This window comes from Bordetella sp. (genome assembly GCF_057362025.1).
In genome coordinates this window covers 44203-62297 of the sequence record NZ_JBMQQZ010000077.1, presented here as the reverse complement: position 1 = coordinate 62297, position 18095 = coordinate 44203, and the positions used below count along the sequence as shown (strand labels likewise).

At 66.8% G+C, this 18095-nt stretch carries 17 protein-coding genes; 7 read left to right on the top strand and 10 right to left on the bottom strand.

Going from position 1 to position 18095, the window contains the following annotated elements:
- Positions 1-36 precede the first annotated feature (36 nt).
- Positions 37-369: a DUF2322 family protein gene (locus ACO1P8_RS15315; RefSeq protein WP_486296787.1), complete on the bottom strand. Its 333-nt coding sequence runs from the start codon at positions 367-369 to the stop codon at positions 37-39.
- A gap of 42 nt (positions 370-411) precedes the next feature.
- Positions 412-1659, bottom strand: a complete 1248-nt coding sequence (locus ACO1P8_RS15310) for an MFS transporter (RefSeq protein ID WP_486296744.1) — start codon at positions 1657-1659, stop codon at positions 412-414.
- A 104-nt stretch (positions 1660-1763) separates the two neighbouring features.
- Between ACO1P8_RS15310 and ACO1P8_RS15305 the strand changes: the two genes are divergently transcribed.
- Positions 1764-2672, top strand: coding sequence for a LysR family transcriptional regulator (locus ACO1P8_RS15305; RefSeq protein WP_486296743.1), 909 nt, complete (start codon positions 1764-1766; stop codon positions 2670-2672).
- Positions 2673-2692: 20 nt separating this feature from the next.
- Here the strand turns inward: ACO1P8_RS15305 and ACO1P8_RS15300 are convergent, their stop codons facing one another.
- Positions 2693-3310 (bottom strand): FMN-dependent NADH-azoreductase, encoded by a 618-nt coding sequence (locus tag ACO1P8_RS15300; RefSeq protein WP_486296742.1) that lies wholly within the window; start codon positions 3308-3310, stop codon positions 2693-2695.
- 130 nt (positions 3311-3440) lie between these two features.
- Here ACO1P8_RS15300 and ACO1P8_RS15295 point away from each other — a divergent pair, with 130 nt between their 5' ends.
- Entirely contained in the window at positions 3441-4376 is a 936-nt protein-coding gene (locus ACO1P8_RS15295) for a LysR substrate-binding domain-containing protein (RefSeq protein ID WP_486296741.1), read from the top strand.
- Positions 4377-4390: 14 nt separating this feature from the next.
- On the opposite strand, the gene ACO1P8_RS15290 is transcribed toward ACO1P8_RS15295, so the two are convergent.
- The 6 genes from ACO1P8_RS15290 to ACO1P8_RS15265 all read right to left on the bottom strand — a co-directional run bounded on the left by ACO1P8_RS15290 (position 4391) and on the right by ACO1P8_RS15265 (position 10573).
- Entirely contained in the window at positions 4391-6448 is a 2058-nt protein-coding gene (locus tag ACO1P8_RS15290; RefSeq protein WP_486296740.1) for a protein-L-isoaspartate(D-aspartate) O-methyltransferase, read from the bottom strand.
- A 90-nt stretch (positions 6449-6538) separates the two neighbouring features.
- Positions 6539-7213: a helix-turn-helix domain-containing protein gene (locus ACO1P8_RS15285; protein WP_486296739.1), complete on the bottom strand. Its 675-nt coding sequence runs from the start codon at positions 7211-7213 to the stop codon at positions 6539-6541.
- Positions 7214-7268: 55 nt separating this feature from the next.
- Positions 7269-8219, bottom strand: coding sequence for a PDR/VanB family oxidoreductase (locus ACO1P8_RS15280; RefSeq protein WP_486296738.1), 951 nt, complete (start codon positions 8217-8219; stop codon positions 7269-7271).
- Positions 8220-8233: 14 nt separating this feature from the next.
- The gene (locus ACO1P8_RS15275) at positions 8234-8725 is read right to left on the bottom strand and encodes an MOSC domain-containing protein (protein ID WP_086063304.1); all 492 of its coding nucleotides are present in this window, start codon (positions 8723-8725) and stop codon (positions 8234-8236) included.
- A gap of 2 nt (positions 8726-8727) precedes the next feature.
- Positions 8728-9126 (bottom strand): RidA family protein, encoded by a 399-nt coding sequence (locus ACO1P8_RS15270; protein ID WP_486296737.1) that lies wholly within the window; start codon positions 9124-9126, stop codon positions 8728-8730.
- 127 nt (positions 9127-9253) lie between these two features.
- Positions 9254-10573, bottom strand: a complete 1320-nt coding sequence (locus ACO1P8_RS15265) for an MFS transporter (protein ID WP_486296736.1) — start codon at positions 10571-10573, stop codon at positions 9254-9256.
- 483 nt (positions 10574-11056) lie between these two features.
- On the opposite strand from ACO1P8_RS15265, the gene ACO1P8_RS15260 reads away from it, so the two are divergent.
- Together ACO1P8_RS15260 and ACO1P8_RS15255 are read left to right on the top strand one after the other, a co-directional pair.
- Positions 11057-11716 (top strand): arylsulfatase, encoded by a 660-nt coding sequence (locus ACO1P8_RS15260; RefSeq protein ID WP_486296735.1) that lies wholly within the window; start codon positions 11057-11059, stop codon positions 11714-11716.
- 179 nt (positions 11717-11895) lie between these two features.
- Positions 11896-12213 carry a DUF4148 domain-containing protein gene (locus ACO1P8_RS15255; RefSeq protein ID WP_486296734.1) on the top strand — a complete coding sequence of 106 codons (318 nt, stop codon included), beginning with the start codon at positions 11896-11898 and terminating at the stop codon, positions 12211-12213.
- 106 nt (positions 12214-12319) lie between these two features.
- On the opposite strand, the gene ACO1P8_RS15250 is transcribed toward ACO1P8_RS15255, so the two are convergent.
- Positions 12320-13621, bottom strand: a complete 1302-nt coding sequence (locus ACO1P8_RS15250; RefSeq protein WP_486296733.1) for a UDP-N-acetylglucosamine 1-carboxyvinyltransferase — start codon at positions 13619-13621, stop codon at positions 12320-12322.
- 116 nt (positions 13622-13737) lie between these two features.
- On the opposite strand from ACO1P8_RS15250, the gene ACO1P8_RS15245 reads away from it, so the two are divergent.
- Genes ACO1P8_RS15245 through ACO1P8_RS15235 form a run of 3 tightly spaced genes read left to right on the top strand, consistent with a single transcriptional unit; the run spans position 13738 to position 18082 of the window.
- Positions 13738-14949: an HlyD family secretion protein gene (locus tag ACO1P8_RS15245; RefSeq protein WP_486296732.1), complete on the top strand. Its 1212-nt coding sequence runs from the start codon at positions 13738-13740 to the stop codon at positions 14947-14949.
- Complete coding sequence (locus tag ACO1P8_RS15240; protein ID WP_486296731.1) at positions 14946-16526, top strand: DHA2 family efflux MFS transporter permease subunit; 1581 nt, start codon at positions 14946-14948, stop codon at positions 16524-16526. The genes ACO1P8_RS15245 and ACO1P8_RS15240 overlap by 4 nt, the downstream gene beginning before the upstream one ends.
- Positions 16526-18082, top strand: a complete 1557-nt coding sequence (locus ACO1P8_RS15235; protein ID WP_486296730.1) for an efflux transporter outer membrane subunit — start codon at positions 16526-16528, stop codon at positions 18080-18082. The genes ACO1P8_RS15240 and ACO1P8_RS15235 overlap by 1 nt, the downstream gene beginning before the upstream one ends.
- The last annotated feature ends 13 nt before the right edge of the window (positions 18083-18095 follow it).

Below are 18095 nucleotides of genomic sequence, written 5' to 3'. Positions count from 1 at the left end.
CCGGTAGGCGGCGGCCGGACGCGGCGCGCGTGTGGCTTAGCCGGCGGCCTTGACGTCGATGCGCAGTGCTTCGCCGCCGGCGGCGGTCGCCAGCAGGCGATCGACGTTCGGATGGGCGCCAGGGCGGTTGCGCGCATCGGCCGTGTGTTCGGCGAATACGGCCAGTCCGTGTTCCGCGGCCTTGGCGTCCAAGGTGCCGAAGGCGTGCGAAAGGTAGTGGTAGACGGCCAATGAACCTTGCTTGCCCGGCTGGTTTTCGATGCTGGCCACCACCTTGCCCTGGGCGTCGATCAGGTCGATGGAGCCGATCCCGTCGATAGGGGGCAATTGACGCAGATTGTCCTTGAAAACGTGGGACGGCTGGATCACGGAGGTCATGGTTTTTTCCTGGATTGCTTGCGGGCCGTCATGTTATCCGAGGGGCGCGTCGCGCCCCGATACGGCCGTCATGAATGCCCCCAGGGCGAACAGCGCGCCGGCGGCGCATACCGCGTTCCATCCGCCCAGGGCCCAGGCCGCGCCCGCCAGGCCCGAACCCGCCGCACCACCCAGGAAAAACACGCCGACGAAAATGCCGTTGATGCGCCCGCGCGCCTCGGGCCGCAGAAAATTGATCGCGCGCCGACCCAGGGTCTGGTCGCCCGTTACCCCCACATCCAGCAGTACGGCGGCGGCTCCCATCGCCAGCAGCGGCCACCATGCGGCATGTGGCGCGGGCGCAGCCATACCGGCCCAGGCGGCCAGCCCCAGCGCGCCCAGCAGCACCGCGTGCGCCGCCAATGTCGCGCCGCGTGTCCAGCCGCGATCGCCGAGTCGTCCGAACAGCGGAGTGACAATGGCGCCGCCCGCGCCGGCCAGCGCGAACAAGGCGATGCCGCGCTGGCCCAATCCGAAGGGCGGCTGCGCCAGGCGCAGCGCGACGGCCGTCCAGAACAGGCTGAACGCGCCCATGACCAGGCTGGCCGACAGGGCGCGGCGCCGCAGTACTTTTTCTTCGCGCAACAGGCGCCAGAGCGAACCGATGAGCGCCGGATAGGAGGCGCTGGCGGCGGGCTGCCGGGCAGGCAGGCGCGCCGCCAGCACCGCGGCCAATAGCGCCATGGCCAGCGCGCTGATGCCGTAGAAGGCGCGCCAACCCCAGGCGTCGGCGATCAGGCTGGCCAGCGGCCGCGACAGCAGTATGCCCACCATCAGTCCGCCCATCACGTCGCCGATGACCTGCCCCCGCCGCGCCGGCGACGCCATGTGCGCCGCGATCGGAACCAGTACCTGGATCGCCGAGCAGGCCGCGCCCAGCACGAACAAGGCCGCGAGCAGGGCCTCGGCGCCGGTGCAGAACATCGCGGCCGCCGCGGCGGCGATGGCGACGATCAATTGCGTAACGATCAGGCGGCGGTTTTCCACCAGGTCGGCCAGGGGCACCAGCAGGAACAGGCCGCTCGCATAGCCGAGCAGCGTCACCATGGCGACCAAGCCGTTCTGCGCGGGCTGCAACCCCAGGGACGGGCCGATCAGCCCGACGAGGGTTTGGGGCGCGAACAGGTTAAGGACGATGACGGCGACCGAGGCGGCGAACAGCAGCGTCAGCCGGGGAGTGATCGCATGGGGCGGTTCATGCGGTAGCGCGGCGCCGGCCACCGTAGGTGGGGATAGGGACATGAGGCCTCAAGAAATAAAGAATGAGCAATATTTATTGAGACTTTATGCGTTTGGCGCATCCTAATACAATTGAATTATCGAAATAGAGATTATGCGGAGTCCGCATGAATATCCGGGACCTTGAAGCCTTTCTGGCGGTGGTGGAAACGGGCTCGATCGTCGGAGCCTCGGCCCGTCTGCACGTTACGCAGCCGGGCATCACGCGCCGCATCCAGAACCTGGAGGAGCGCCTGGGCGCGACCTTGCTGGACCGCCAATCCAAGCCGCTGAAGCCGACAACGGCTGGCCGGCAGGCCTATGAGCATGGCCGGCAGGTGCTGCGTTCGCTGGGCGATCTGATGGCGGGCGTTTCCCCCGGCGGCGAACTGCGGCGCGAATTGCGGATCGGCGTCGTGCCTTATCTATCGGAAACCGCGTTGGTGGGGCCGCTGGACCGGCTGCGCGGCGACTATCCCAAGCTGTCCCTGCGCATGATGTCGGCCTGGTCTCCCTGCCTGGTGGAACAGGTCACGCATGGCGCGCTGGATGCCGCGGTGGTTTGCCTGCCGGATGGCGCACCCGTGCCCGACGGGCTTGCCGGCGATGAGCTGGGTGTGCAGCGCGTGCTGCTGGTCGCGGCGGCGTCGCTGGACGTACCCAACCCGGCCGATCTGGCGATGCTGGCCAACTACCCCTGGGTCATGAACGAGAATGGCTGCGGCTTCCGCTCCTATATCCGCAACCGCTTCGAGGCGCAGGGACTGCATCTGGATATCGCGGCGGAGGTGCAGAGCGCGGAGCTGCGCCTGTCCCTGGTCGCGCGCGGCATGGGAATCGGCATCGTGACGCCCGCCGCCTTCGCCGCCAATCCCGGGCGTGACGATGTGCGGATCATCGACACGCCGACCTTCGCGCCTCAGGTGCGGGCGTGGCTGCTGCACCGGCCGCCCGCGGGCCAGTTGGCGCGGCCCCTGGCGTTATTCCGCGAGGCGTTGGTCGACGCGCTGGATCTGCCCGCCAGCATCGTGGCATAGGGGGGCGCATTGCGCGCGCGTCAGGCCGGAGCCAGTTCGCCGGCGTGCAGGTCGATCTGGCCGCGGGCGTGTTCCAGGCCGGCGGCCGCCGCATCGGCGCCCATGTTCAGCCCTTCGGCGTGGATGAAAGCCACGTCGTCCATCCCCAGGAAACCCAGGATGGTCGTCAGGTACGACGTCGCCTGGTCCAGGGCGGTGCCCACCGTCTTGCCGCCGCGCGCGGTGACGACGTAAACCTTCTTGCCCGTCAGCAGGCCGCGCGGCTTGCCGTCGGGGCCGTATTGGAAGGTGACGCCGGCGCGGGCGATGTAGTCGATATAGGTTTTCAGTTGCGCCGGGATGCTGAAGTTGTACACGGGCGCGGCGATCACCACGCGATCGGCCTGGACGATTTCGGCGATCAGTTCGTCGGCCAGCGCCACCAGGCGGGCCTGCTCGGGGCTGCGCTCCCCGGCGGGGGTGAACAGGGCGCCGATGTGCCCCGCATCCACATAGGGCAAGGGGGCGGCGCCCAGATCGCGAGTGCGGATGGTCATGCCCGGTTCGGCCTGCGCGAGGCGATTGACCAGTTGTTCGGCCACCAGGCGCGACTTCGAGTTGCTGCCCAGGATGGAGGATTGGATAACGAGCATGTTCATGGCGGATCTCCGGGATATGTCGGTGTCGGGTTTGCGTTGCGATGCACTGCACTTTACGCAGCCTCATTCACCCTAAAAAGGGGGTTAAGATGAACGCTACGTTCCATCGATAGAACAATCGGGTGCCGCCATGCAGGACCTGAACGACCTTTATTACTTCTCGCAGGTGATCGAATACGGCGGCTTCAGCGCCGCCGCGCGCGCCCTGAATATCCCCAAGTCCCGTCTGTCGCGGCGCATCTCCGAGCTGGAATCCGCACTGGGCGTGCGGCTGCTGCAGCGCACGACGCGGCGCGTGCGGCCCAGCATGGCCGGCGAACGCTTCCTGCAGTACTGCCGCGAGATATCCGCATCGGCGCGCGCGGCGCACGAGGCCATGCAGCATTTGAAGGCAGCGCCCTCCGGGCCGGTGCGTGTCAGCTGCCCGGTGGCGGTGGCCCAATGGATGCTGGCGCCGGTCTTGCCCGAATTCCTGGATGCCTGGCCCGATATCACGGTGGAACTGGTGGTGACGAACCGGCGGGTGGATCTGATCGCCGAAGGCGTGGACCTGGCCATCCGGGTACGGGAACAACTGAATACCGAGGCGGAATTCGTGGTGCGGCACCTGGGCCAGAGTTCAGGCTGCCTGGTGGCCAGTCCAGCCTATCTGCAGCGCTGGGGCTACCCGGCCGCGCCCGCGGACTTGTCGGACCATCCTGCCGTGCATTTCGGCGAGCCCGGCACGGCGGCCGCCTGGACGCTGCTGGACGACCAAGGCGCGAAAGCGGAGGTGGCCATCAAACCCGCGCTGGTGTGCAACGACTTCACTGTCCTGGTGGAAGCCGCGCTGCGCGGCCGCGGCATCGCACTGCTGCCGGTCATGGCCACGCATGAGGAGCGCCGCCAGGGCAGGCTGGTGCAGGTGCTGCCGCACTGGCACTCGCCCATCGGCATCCTGCACTGTATCTACCCGTCCCGCCACGGTATGACGCCCGCCGTGCGCGTACTGCTGGATTTCCTGACCGAACGGCTGAAGGTGGCCTATCGACAGCAGGCCCCGCTACCCGCCAGATCCGCGCGCTGAGGCCGCCGGAGGCGTCAAACGGCGAAAGGGTAAGTCTCGGGCATGCCGGCGCGGGGATTCACGGGCAGGGGCGTGACCGCCTCGGTTTCATCGAACCAGACGTAGGCGTCGTACTGGTCGGACAGCGCGGCGTCCGCGTAATGGCTGTGCAGCTCCGTGTCCGGACGGTAGATCACGCCGATATAGCGTTCCAGCCGCGGCGCTTTCAGCAGGAGCCGAAGGTCGTCGTGCACGCCGGGCCGCAAGTCCAGCAGAAAGCGTGTCTGCCCCGTGCGGTGCATGATGTATTCGTAGCTGTCCGGGCGCGCCGGGCGCACCCGCATCAGGCGCATTGGGCCGTCCCAATCGTCGGCCGCGGCGACCGTGCCGGCATAGGTGCCGAAGCCGACCAGCGCGGCGTCGTTGCCATAGCGCTGGCGGCAAAGTTGGCCGATATTGATCTCGTCGCGCACGCGCCCCATTTCGGTCGCCGATGCATCGCCGATATGCGAGTTGTGGGCCCATACCACCGCGCGCGATTGCGGACCGCGCGCGTCGAGCAATTGCGCGAGGGTTTCGAACATATGGGTATCGCGCAGGTTCCAGCTTTGCGCGGGGCCCTGGTACAGCATTCGATAGTAGCGTTCGGCCGACGCCACCAGCCGGGCATTCTGCGTCGCGTCCAGAAAGTTATCGCCGTCCTCCTGTGCGTAGTCGAGCCGCTTGTCCAGCAGGTCGCGCAACTGGCGCAGCACGGCCTCCTCGCATTGGCGGAATCCCCTGCTGGCGGCGGCGCGCGCATAAACGCGGGGGTCTTTCTGCCATGGCATCAGGCAGCCGTAGCGTTCGCGCGCGACGCTGGCCGCCTCCGGGTCCCGGTGGTCCAGATAGGCCAGCACCGCCGCGATCGACGCCGACATGCTGTACAGGTCCAGGCCGTAGAAGCCGGCGCGTTCATCGGGCTCCAGGACACCGTTGTAGGCATGCAGCCATTCGACGAACGCCTCGACGTCCGTGTTGCGCCACATCCAGGTGGGAAAACGGCGAAAGGCCGAGGTCTCGCCCTTGCCTGGCCCGCGATGCCTGACGTAGCGGTCGATGGCGGCGGCGTCCGGCCAATCGGCTTCCACCGCCACGATGTCGAAACCGTGCGCTTCGACCAGCCGGCGCGTGATCGCGGCGCGCGCGCGGTAGAAATCGCTGGTGCCGTGGCTGGCTTCGCCGAGCAGGACCACACGCTTATCCGCGAACCGGTCGAACAAAGGCGCGAACAGGGCGTCGTCGATATCGGGCAAGGCCTCGGCGGCCTCCCAGATGGCTTCGGAGGCCGGGTCCGAAGGCATGTCCATACCGGCGGGGGCCGCGCGCTTCCCATGGGACGGCGCCGCCGCAGAGACCCGGGACGGTTCCGGGCCGCCCGGGCTGCCGTCTCCGGCATCCGCGTCCTCGGTCCATCCCTGCGCGCCGACGAGGGGCACGAAGGCGACGCCGCCCAGGTCTTCTTCGTCGTACTCGTCGCGGCCGACGCGGGTGATCCGGACCAGCCGCTGGCTGCCGCGGCGCGCCCCGAGCGGCATGACGATGCGTCCGCCGATCGCCAACTGTTCGCGCCAGGCGGACGGTACCTCCGGCCCCGCGGCGGCGGCCACGATGGCGTCGAAGGGCGCGGCCTCGGGCAGTCCGAGCGTGCCGTCGCCCGTATGGACCCGCACGCGACCGTAATCCAGTGACGCCAGGGTGGCGCGCGCCTTGTCCGCCAGTTCCGGCAGGCGTTCCATCGTATCGACGCGGTCGGCCAGTTCCGCCAGTATGGCCGCCGCGTAGCCGGAACCGGTACCGATTTCCAGCACGCGGTCCGACCGATGCAGGCGGGCGGCCTGCGCCATCAGCGCGACGATGTACGGTTGGGAGATCGTCTGGCCGGACGACAGGGGCAGAGGCGCATCGGTATACGCGAATTCGGCCAGCGCCTGCGGGACGAAGGCCTGGCGCGGGACCCGCATCATCGCGGCGAGCACGCGCTCGTCCTCGATGCCGCGTGACCGGAGCTGGCGTTCGACCATTTCACGTTGCGATGCCGTGCTGTCGCTCATGATGCCTCCTTGCCTGACCGTTCCTTGGGCGGATATGGCCTGCAACGGGCGTGCCAGGAGGGCGCGCCGGGGCCTGCTCATCGGTGGCGGCTAGGCGAGTTCGCCCGTACCGTGGGGCGGCGCGTACATCACCACCAATGCGGTGGCGGGCCCCCCCAGACTGCGTCCCCGATGGGGCATGCGCGAGTCGAAATGCAGCGTGTCGCCGGCTTCCAGCATGAACTTGTCCATGCCGATCTGCCATTCGACGCGGCCGGACAGAATGTGGATGAGTTCTTCGCCGTCGTGCTCGAAGAAAACGTACTTGTCGATCTGATCGGGAAACGTGAACAGAAACGGCTGCAGCGCCCTGCCATGTGTGGCGTTGGATACCGACAGGTAGTCGTAGCCGAAGGCCGTGCCGCCCAGCACCGTGGGGCGCCTTTCGTTTCTGCGCACCAGGCTGACCCCGCGCCAGTCGTGCACCGGCGCATTGTCGGTCAGCAGGCCGGCGGCCTCCACGCCCAGTACTTCCGCGATGCGGGTCAAGGTGGCCAGCGGCGGCACCTTCTGGCCGTTTTCGATGCGCGACAGATAGGCCTTGCCGAAACCCGCTCGTTCGGCCACTTCCGCCAATGTCAGCTTGGCTTGCTGGCGCAGGCCGCGGATGCGTTCACCCAGCGCGATGTGCGCCGGGGTTTCGGCGTCAGCGGTGTCCTGCTCGAGGGGAAGGTCGCTATTCGGGCTAGCTTTGCGGCGGGACGATGGTCGACGAACCGGTTTCATTGGCCTGAAGTCATGTTTACTGCCTGGTACCGGAGTTTACCGCCTATGTTTCCCGTCAAAGATCGAGTGTGACGCCGACGCGCGCCCGCGACACGCACAGGGCCATTTTTTCCTGCCGCTGGGATGCGCTCAGGAACGCGTCGCGATGCAGCACCGTGCCGTCGGTGTAGGCGCAGACGCAGGCGCCGCACACGCCCATTTCACAGGAAGAGGGCAAGGCGTGGCCCTGTCGCCGAAGGACATCCAGGGCTGACTCGTGCGCCGGCACCCGCAGCATCGCCCCCGTCGAGGCAATGCGGATGTCGAAAGGCTCGGGCTTGAAGTTCTCGTCCAGGGCGGCTTCGAACACCTCGAAGTGCACCTGGGATTCAGGCCAGTGCGCCGTGGCTGCACGTACTGCCGCGATCAGGCTGGCAGGTCCGCAGCAATAGACGTGGGTGCCATCGGCGGGATCGCCCAGGGTGGCGGCATCGAAGCGGCTCCCGCCGGGATCGCCGCTGAACCAGGTAGCCAGGCCGGTATCGCCACACAGGCTTTGCAGCGTGTCGAGCAGCGGTGCCGCCGTGCGCTGCCGTGCGCAGTAATGCAGCAGGAAATCCTGGCCCTGGGCACGTGCCTGCCAGGCCAGCGAGATGAAAGGCGTAATGCCGATGCCGCCAGCCACGAAAACATGGCGCCTCGCCTCGGCCGCCAGCGGGAAATTACTGCGCGGCGCGCTGACGGGCAGTACCAGCCCCGGCTCGGCGTGCTCGTGCAGCCAGCGCGATCCGCCGCGGCCGGTGTCGCTGCGCTTGACCGCGATCGTGTAGTGCGCGGTCTGCCGTGGATCGCCGCAAAGCGAATACTGGCGGATCTTGCCGCCCGGGATATGCACGTCCACGTGCGCACCGGCCGGCGCCGACGGCAGGGTGGGACGGTGCGGGTGGACGAAGCGGATGATCTTGACGCCCGCGGCGTCTTGCGACACCTCGGACACCTGCAGCTTCATGATGATGCGGGCAGACATGGACGGCTCTCCGGTCAATCCAGCGGTTCGATCGCATCGCCGGGGGCGATCCAGCCGCCTTGTTCGATGGCGCAATTCAGTCCGGAGCGGTTGTAAAGCGGCAGGTATAGCGGCATGCCCAGGAGCTCTTCCAGATATTTGCACGGAAAGTTCATACGGCCGCCGCGCAGGATGGTATTGCCCACGCGGAAGCGCTTGCCGACCAAGTGGTCCAGCGGCACTCCGCTGACCGTCAGGTTGCGGCGGTGTTCTTCGGGCTTCAGGATGATGGGGCCCGCCTGCAGCGGCGGATCGTTGCGCGCCAGCGCGTCCAGCACCTCCGCCGCGAACAGCGTCACCTCCCGGATGTCCGGCTTGGGCGAGTAGGTGCCGGTTCCCAGGAAATACCGGTCGCCGACGATGCCTTTGCCCGCGATGAGCTCGGCGCGCTGCAGCTCCTCCATTTCATAGGATGCCGCGGGGGCGATATGAATGTGCAACAGGCGGCCGCCCGTCCATGTCGTCATTGTCAGGTCCTCTCTTGGTTCGACACCGCGGCGATGGCCTCGATCTCGACCAGTACGTCGCGCGGCAGGCGGGCGACTTCGATCGTGGAGCGCGCGGGTACGGCGCCGGCGAAGAACGATGCGTAGACCTCGTTCATCGCGGCGAACTGGTTCATGTCCTTCAGGAACACGGTCGTCTTGACGATGCTGGCCAGCGAAGCGCCGCCGGCGTGCAGGACGGCCTGGACGTTGGCAAGCGATTGCCGCGTCTGGGCCTGCACCCCGTCGGGGATGGCGCCGGTCGCGGGATCGATGGGCAACTGGCCCGAGCAGAACACCAGGTCGTTCAGGCGTACGCCCTGGGCGTAGGGGCCCACCGCGGCGGGCGCCTCGGCGGTCTGCAGGGGAAGCGGCTGGGTCATGGCGGCTTATTCCTTTGAGGTCTGAGGGGATGGAAAGGCGAATTGTACCGGCGAAAGTTTCCTGTGGGGAAACTCTAGTGTAGCGGGAAAAAGGCTGCACGTTGCGGGCTGGCCGCGGTCGCGCATGCTAGCCGTGGCCGATGGACGCACCTTTCGTTTCCCGCGCGAACAGCGCAGCGACCAGCGTGATCAGGGCCACGCCGATCAGCAGCACGGAAACCCCGGTGGTGCCGCCGAACTTCTCGACCAGCAGCGTCGCGAATACCGGCGTGAGCCCGCCGCCTATGGCCGCGGACACCTGAAAGCCGAACGAGGCGCCGGTGTAGCGCGAGCGCGCGCCGAACAATTCGGGGAAATAGGTGGCTTCGACGCCGAACATCATGCCCTGGCCCAGTATCAAGCCCATGGCCACCGCGCAGAAGACCCATGTCGGATCCTTTGTGTCCATCATCCAGAAAAGCGGGAAGGCGAACACGATGGTAAATGCGGTGCCTATGAAAAACATGGGGCGCCGGCCGATGCGATCGGATAGATGCCCGAAGAAGGGAATGGCCGCCACTTCGATGATGGACGCAAGCAGGATGGCATTCAGCATGGATGTGCGGGACAAGCCCAGGTGGGTGGTCGCGTAGACCACCAGGAAAACGGTCAGCAGGTAAACCCAGGAAACCTCGCACAGCTTGAGCCCGACGGCGACCACGAACTCCCTGCGGTTGCGGCCTATCGCTTCGGCCAGCGGATTGCGCGAGATTTCGTTGCGCGCTTTCATTTCCAGGAATACCGGCGATTCGCTGACGCGGTGCCGGATGAAGGCGCCGATGGCCACCAGCACGATGCTGGCCAGGAAGGGTATGCGCCATCCCCAGGACAGCAGCGCCTGTTCGGGCAGGGCGGAAATGGCGCTGTAGGCGGCGGTGGACAGGATCAGGCCGACCGGGAAGCCGGTCTGCACCAGGCTGCCGCACAGGCCGCGCCGATGCGCCGGCGCATGCTCCACCACCATCAGTGCCGCACCGCCCCATTCGCCGCCCAGGCCTATGCCCTGGACGACCCGCAGCGTTACCAGCAGGATGGGCGCCCAGATGCCTATGCTGTCGTAGGTTGGCAGCAGGCCGATGGCGAAGGTCGCCAGGCCCATGATTGCCAGGGTAAGCAGCAGCATGGACTTGCGGCCCAGGCGATCGCCCATGTAACCGAACAGGGCGCCGCCGAAGGGGCGGGCGAAGAAGCCCACCGCGGCGCTGCCCAGCGCGGCCAGGGTGCCCACGAAGGGATCGGCGGGGGGGAAGAAAAGCTTGTTGAACACGAGCGCCGCCGCCGTGCCGTAGATGAGGAAGTCGTACCACTCGATGATCGTGCCTATGGAGCTTGCGAAGACGACACGGGTAAGCTCGGATGAACGGGATGCGTTCTTGGATAAGGGTGGGACCGCTGCGGTTTGGCTCACGATGGTGCTCCCAGGTTGGTTTCCCAAAAGTTTCCTACAAGTTTCCCATTAAGCAATGCGTGTGCCAGTTTTTTCCACGCGTGCGCACACTGCCATTCTCCGATGGCGAGGAAGCGGAGCGCCTGCGGCTGCATCGAAATAACGCGGTTTTGCACGGATTTGGTGCGCGTACCAGGGGCTACAACGGTGCCTCCGGCGATATCCCCGCCCCACTTGGCCGCCGGCGTTCGGCCTCTGTGTACTGTTTCCCGATAGAAAACTAATCCATTGATCCCGAAACCCTGTCCTTCATCCGCCGCATGCGCGGAACCTGCACGCTGGCCTCGGCCTGCAATGGCGAATGGCGCCCGGGATGACATGGGGGTACTGCGGGTACCGGTAGCGCCGCTCATCTTGCTGGCGCGGCAACGATGCAAAAGAATGTCGGGCCCCGGCGCGCGTGCTGGCGGCACGCGCCTGCCATCGTCAAGGAGATAGTCCGCAATGCGCATCGCCCTTTTGCACAGTATCGAGACCAATCCAGCGGTATTCGACCGTGTCGCCGCCACCTTTGGGCCATCAGCCCTCGCATTGCGGCATGAGATCCGCGTCGACTTGCGCGAGGCCATGCAGCGCGAGGGTGGGCAGGCGCCGCGGGCGCGGATCCAGGCTTGCCTGCGGTCGTTGGCCGCCCAGGCCGACGCCGTTATCGTGACGTGCGCCATGCTCGGGAGCGCGGTCGATGAAACGGCGACCATGGGCGTGCCGGTCATACGCGCCGATAAATCGCTCGCGCAAGCCGCGATGGAGCAGGGCGGCGACGTCACGGTGATCTGCGCCGCCGCGTCCGCCGTGGATGCGGTCCGGCGCCTGTTCGAAGCCCACGCGCCCGCCGCCGGGTCGACGGTGACGGTCCTTCATATTCCTGAAATATGGGATTTGTACCTGCAGGGCGATGTGCCGGCGGCGCTGGCCCGTACGGCGCTGGCGGCCGACGCCGCGTATGAATCGGGCGCCGATGTCGTGGCGCTCGCCCATCCCTGGATGGCCGACGCGGTGCGGCCCAGGGACGATGGACGCAGGCCGCTGGACAGCGTGCATGCGGCGCTTCGCGCCGCGTTTCCCGGTGGCAGGAAATCGGGCGGCGGGCCCGCGCGCCGATGACGTTTCACGGCGTTGTCATCGCGCGGCCGGATTACCCCGCTTTGTGAAAAATTGATTTGCGCTGCTAGGGTTTATCCGGGGGCCGCGCGCGCGCAGAATCCTCGCCATACAGAAGGGCAGCGAACCGCATCGGCACCGCCGCAGGGTCATCGCTGACCCAACCGGACGAGGAGTACGCCATGAAAGCCACGACTATTGTTTCCGCCTTGATTCTATCGGCCGCCGCCATGGGCGTCGCGCAGGCGCAGACCACACCCTTCCAGGGCGTCTACGGCAAGCAATACAGCAATGTGACCCGCGATCAGGTGGTGCAGGAGCTGCGCGCAGCCCGCGCCGCGGGAATGAACAGCAACGAAGAAATGGATAACCGGCCCTTCACGGCACAAAAGGAAAGCAATGCAGCCCAACCCAATATGGCGGCGGGCGCCGATGGCGATCCGAGCGGGCTGGCGCACATGAAATTCGGCGACACCGACAACATGCCGTTCCAGGGCTGAACCGGCTTGCCGGTTCAGCACGGCCTCGCGATGCGGGCCACCGGAGCCGGCGCCGCGCCGGCATGGACGCGGGCGGCCCGCTTGGCGTTCTGCGGAAATACCCGTCTTATTCGCTTTTGGTCCATTCGACATTCGCCCCGACTGACCTGAGGTTCTCCACGAAGTCGGGATGGGCGCGCCGGATGGGCAGCGCATTGGTGATTTCGGAACGACCCTCGATACTCGCGGCGACCATCAGCAGCGCGATGGCAACGCGGATGATGTAAGGGCTTTCGACCTTGGCCGGACTCAGGCGGAGTCCACCGAAGGTGATCAGGCGGTGCGGGTCGGACAGGAAAACGTGTGCGCCGAACTTGGAGAGCTCGACGGACCATCCCATGGCGCCGTCGTATACCTTGTTCCAGAACATCGCGCTGCCTTCGGCCTGGACGCCCAGCGCAATGAAAATCGGCAGCAGGTCGACCGGCAGGTAGGGCCACGGTGCCGCCTCGACCTTGGTCAGGATGTTCTGCGTGAAGGGCTTGCGTACGCGCAACGGGCCTTCGCGGCGGGCGTGCGACCAGCCATCGCGATGCTCCACGTCCACGCCGAACTTCGCGAAAGTCCGGTCGATCAGCGGGAACTGTTCGGGTGCGGTATTCCTGACGGCGATATCGCCGCCGGTAATCGCGCCCAGCGCCAGGAAGGTCGCGATTTCGTGGAAGTCCTCGCTGAAGCGGAATTCGCCGCCGCCCAGCCCGCTGCCGCCTTCCACGGCCAGGCGAGATGTGCCGATACCATCGATGGAGGCGCCCAGCATCGACAGGAAACGGCAAAACTCCTGCACGTGCGGTTCGGATGCCGCGTTGACCAGGGTCGATGTGCCGCCGGCGGATACCGCGCAGAGCACGAAGTTTTCGGTGGTCGTTACGGACGCATAGTCCAGCCAATGATGATTGGCCACCATGCGGCCGGCCGCGCGCACGATGAGCGAATCCGGCGTCCGTTCGATGGTGGCGCCGAAGCGCTCGAACACCTCGACGTGCGGGTCGATCTCTCGCACGCCGAGCGTGCACCCTTTTACGTCGTTCTCCAGCCGCGCCACGCCGAACCGAGCCAATAGCGGCGGCACCAGCATGATGGAGGAACGCATTTCCTCCGGCAGCTTGTGCACCGCCGGATCGAATGCGGTCGCGCGGTGATGCAGGTCGAGGATGCCGGTGGCGAAGTCGACGGACACGTCGCTACCCAGCGTGCGGAAGATATCCAGGATCTTCCTGACGTCGGTGATCTCGGGTACCCCGACCAGACGCAGGGGCCGGTCGGTCAGCAGGGTGGCGCACAGGATGGGCAGGACGGCGTTCTTGTTGGCGGACGGCACGATCTCGCCGCGTAGAGGAAGGCCGCCGTGCACGATCAGGTTGGACATATCGGAAAGGGATAGGCGCTGTCGAATGCGAGGCGCCTATCATGCCACGGGAAAAGTTGGGCGCGAAAGGCACGGTCCTTGCTATCGCGGCGTGCTCAACCCATGGCACATTCCGTATGACAGATCCATCCCAGCAAGGACGTGAAGCACGCGCGCCCGCCGAGGGCGGCGAAGCAGGCGAAAACGGCAAAAACGGCGCAAAAAGCAAAAGCGCCCAGGAAGGAGCGAACGGCAAGGACGACGATTCCCGCCAGGGCGGGGACGGACACGGCGGGACAGCAGATGGCCAGCGGCACCGCAGCAGGAAGCCGCTGATCATTCTTATCGTCGTTGTCGTGCTCCTGGGCATCGTGGGGGCCATATGGTGGTTCCTGACCCGTAACGATATTTCCACCGACGATGCCTACACGGAGGGGGATGCGGTCACCATCGCGCCCAAGGTGGGCGGTTATGTCGTCGATCTGCGCGTAGGCGACAACACGCGCGTGCATCGCGGCGACCTGCTGCTGCGCATCGATCCGCGCGATTACATCGCCGCGCGCGACCAGGCGCGCGCGCAACGGGCGCTGGCCGACGCGCAGTTGCACCAGGCCCAGACCCAGCTGGCGCTGGCAGAGGTCCAATACCCCGCGCAGCTTGCACAGGCCCAGGCGCAGGAGCAGGCCGCGCAGGCCGATTTGACCAACGCGCGCGCCAGCTACCGGCGCCAGCACAACGTGGACCCGCGCGCCACCAGCCAGCAGAACGTCGATACGGCGACGGCGCAGATGCGTACCGCGTTGGCGAACGTGGCGCGGGCGCGGTCGGAGGTCAAGGCGGCCAGCGTGGTCCCGCAGCAGATCGCCGAGGCCCGCGCCCTGGTCGAATCGCGGCAGGCGCAGGTGCGCGCGGCCCAGGCGCAGCTGGAACAGGCTGAACTGAACCTGTCGTATACCGAGGTGCGCGCGCCGGTCGACGGCTGGGTGACCCGGCGCAACGTGCAGGAGGGCAAGCTGGTGCAGGCCGGCATGTCGCTGTTCGCGCTGGTGCCTTCCACGGTGTGGATCGCCGCCAACTACAAGGAAACGCAGCTGGAGCGGATACGTCCGGGCGATCCCGTGCAGATCGAGGTGGATGCTTACCCGCAGCTGAGGCTGCGCGGCCATGTCGATAGCGTGCAGCTTGGCTCGGGCTCGCGGTTTTCCGCCTTTCCGGCCGAGAACGCGACTGGCAACTTCGTGAAAATCGTCCAGCGCGTGCCGGTCAAGATCGTCATCGACGACGGCCTGGACCCCTCGCTTCCCTTGCCGCTGGGCTTGTCGGTCACACCGACGGTGCACGTGAAATGAGCGGCGCCACGGCATCCGCCTCGACCTGGCGTCCCAGCGCCAACCCATGGCTGATCGCGGTGTCGGTCACGCTGGCGGCTTTCATGGAGGTGCTGGACACCACCATCGTCAACGTATCGCTGCCGCACATCGCCGGCACCATGTCGGCCAGCTATGACGAAGCGACCTGGACGCTGACCTCGTATCTGGTGGCAAACGGCGTGGTCCTGCCGATTTCCGGTTTCCTGGCGCGCACCCTGGGACGCAAGCGCTACTTCCTGATCTGCATCGTCGCCTTCACTTGTTGTTCCTTCCTGTGCGGCGTGGCGACGAACCTGGGCGAACTGATCGTGTTCCGCATGCTGCAAGGCTTCTTCGGCGGCGGTTTGCAGCCCAGCCAGCAATCCATCATCCTGGATACCTTCGAACCCTCGCAGCGCGGCCGGGCGTTCTCGGTATCGGCCGTCGCGATCGTGGTGGCGCCCGTGCTCGGGCCCACGCTGGGCGGCTGGATCACCGACAATTTTTCCTGGCGCTGGGTCTTCCTGATCAACGTGCCGGTCGGCATCCTTACCGCGCTGGCGGTCATGCAGGTGGTGGAGGACCCGCCCTGGCAGAAGCCGACGCCCCTATCGAAACTGCATATCGATCTGCCCGGCATCGGCCTGATCGCGCTGGGATTGGGCTGCCTGCAGGTAATGCTGGATCGCGGCGAGGACGAAGACTGGTTCAGCTCCGGCTTCATCCGCGTGTTCGCCGTGCTGGCGGCCCTGGGCATATCGGGTGCCATCGCCTGGCTGCTGGCCGCGCGCCGGCCGGTGGTGGACCTGCGCGTCATGAAGGACCGCAATTTCGCTTTGGGATGCATCACCATCGCGGCCTTCGCCGGCGTCCTGTACGGCAGTTCGGTGCTATTGCCGCAGCTGGCGCAGCAGCACCTGGGCTATACGGCGACCCTGGCCGGCCTGCTGCTGTCCCCGGGAGCCTTGCTGATTACTTTCATGATTCCGGTGGTGGGCAAGATCATGCCGCTGGTGCAGACGCGGCACCTTATCGCGGTCGGCTTCCTGCTGTTGGGCGCGGCGTTGTTCTATTCGCGCCACCTGGTGCCGGAAATCGATTTCAACACCCTGGTGCTGATGCGCATGGCGCAGTCGTTCGCGCTGGCATTCCTGTTCGTGCCCACCAGCACGCTGGCTTACGTCAGCCTGCCGCAGGCAATGAACGACGATGCCGCTGCGTTGTTCACCATGTTCCGCAATATTGCCGGGTCGATCGGAATCTCGCTGGCGACGGCGGGCATACGGGAGCGCACGCAGGCACGCATGGCACACCTTTCCCACACTATGACGCCCCTGTACCAGCCTTACCAGGACACGCTGGACCACGTGGCGCGGGCTTTGCGCGACTACGCCGGGGTGGCGGGCGACGCGGCGCAGGCGGCCACCGGGCAGATGTACCGGATGTTCGTTTCGCAGGCCACGATACTGGCCTATATCGACGTATTCGCCATCTGCGGAATATTCGCGTGGTGCTTTATTCCATTGACCTTTTTGTTTTCGCCAACCCGTGCGTCGGGCAAGCCGGGAGGGCATTGATGCGGGGCTTACTTGCCATCGGGGCGGTACTGTTATGCAGCGCCTGCACCGTCGGGCCCGATTTCCACGAGCCGGATCCCCAGGTGCCGGCGGCCTACGCCGATCGTGGCCGCGTGCACGCGGCCGAGGGAGCCTCCGTCGTGGACGATGCGGATCCGGATCCGCGCTGGTGGCGGCGTTTCAACGACGCGCAACTGGATGCGCTGATCGACCGCGCCATCGCGGGTAATCTCGACCTGCAGCAGGCCGTGCAACGCATCGCGGCATCGCGTGCCCAGGCCCGCGTCGCCGGCGCGCAAGCCCTGCCTCAGCTGAATGCCAATGGCAGCTACACCTACCAGCAGCTCGGCGCCAAAGGCATGCTGGAATCGCGCGGCGTGCCGCAGAAGCTCGATCGCCTGGGGGCGCCGGGATCCCCGCTGGACAGTGTGGCGCCGGGGGCCGGCGCGGCGGCAAGCGCCGCCGGGAAATCGCTGATCGACAAGATCGAGGACCCCGTCAACCTGTACCAGATCGGCTTCGATGCCAGCTGGGAACTGGACCTGTTCGGCCGCGTGCGCCGCACGGCCGAGGCCGCGAACGCGCAAACCGAATCGGCGATCGAGGCGCGCAACGATGCGTTGGTCTCGCTGGAGGCCGAAGTCGCGCAGACCTATGCGCAGCTGCGCGGCGCGCAGCTGCTGGCCCGCATCGTCGGCGACCAGATCCGCGAAGACCAGGAAGTCCTGGACCTGACACGCAGCCGGCAACGGGCCGGACTTGCCAGCCAGACGGATGTGGAGCGCGCGCAGGCGCAATTGGGCGCGTCGCGGTCGCAGTTGCCCTTGTACGAGCAGCAGGCCACGACGGCGCTGAACGGCCTGGCCCTGTTGATCGGCGCACCGCCGGGCACGCTGGACGCCGAGCTTTCCACGCCGGGGGCGGTGCCGCCGGTGCCGCCTGCCGTACCCGTGGGGCTGCCGGCCAGCCTGGCCCGCCGCCGCCCCGACATCCGCCGCGCCGAAGCGGACCTGCATGCGGCCACGGCCCAGGTCGGCGCATCGATCGCGCAACTGTTTCCCGATCTATCCCTGACCGGCAGCATCGGCCTGCGCGCGACCGAGGCCAGCTATCTGACGCGCTGGGCCAGCCATTTCTATTCGATCGGGCCGCAGGTCAGCCTGCCGATCTTCCAGGGCGGGGCGCTGCGGGCGCAGATCGCCATGGCGCGCGCCGACCAGGCGGCGGCCGTGCTCGCCTATCGGCAGACGGTGCTGTCGGCGCTGCACGACGTCGATAACGCCCTGGTCAGGTACCGCACCGACCAGGCACGCCGGGACACGCTATCGACCGTGCTGGATGCGAACCGGCGCGCCTTCGATCTTGCGCGCGACGGTTATGTGAACGGCCTGAACAGCTTCATCGATGTGCTGGATACGGAACGCCAGCTATCCAACAGCCGTATCCAGATGGCGGACGCGACGGTGCGCGTCACGACGGATCTCGTGGCGCTGTACAAGGCGCTGGGCGGAGGATGGGAAGCGGCCGGCGGCGCGGGGGCGGTGTCGTCGCGTTGAGGACGCGTGCCAT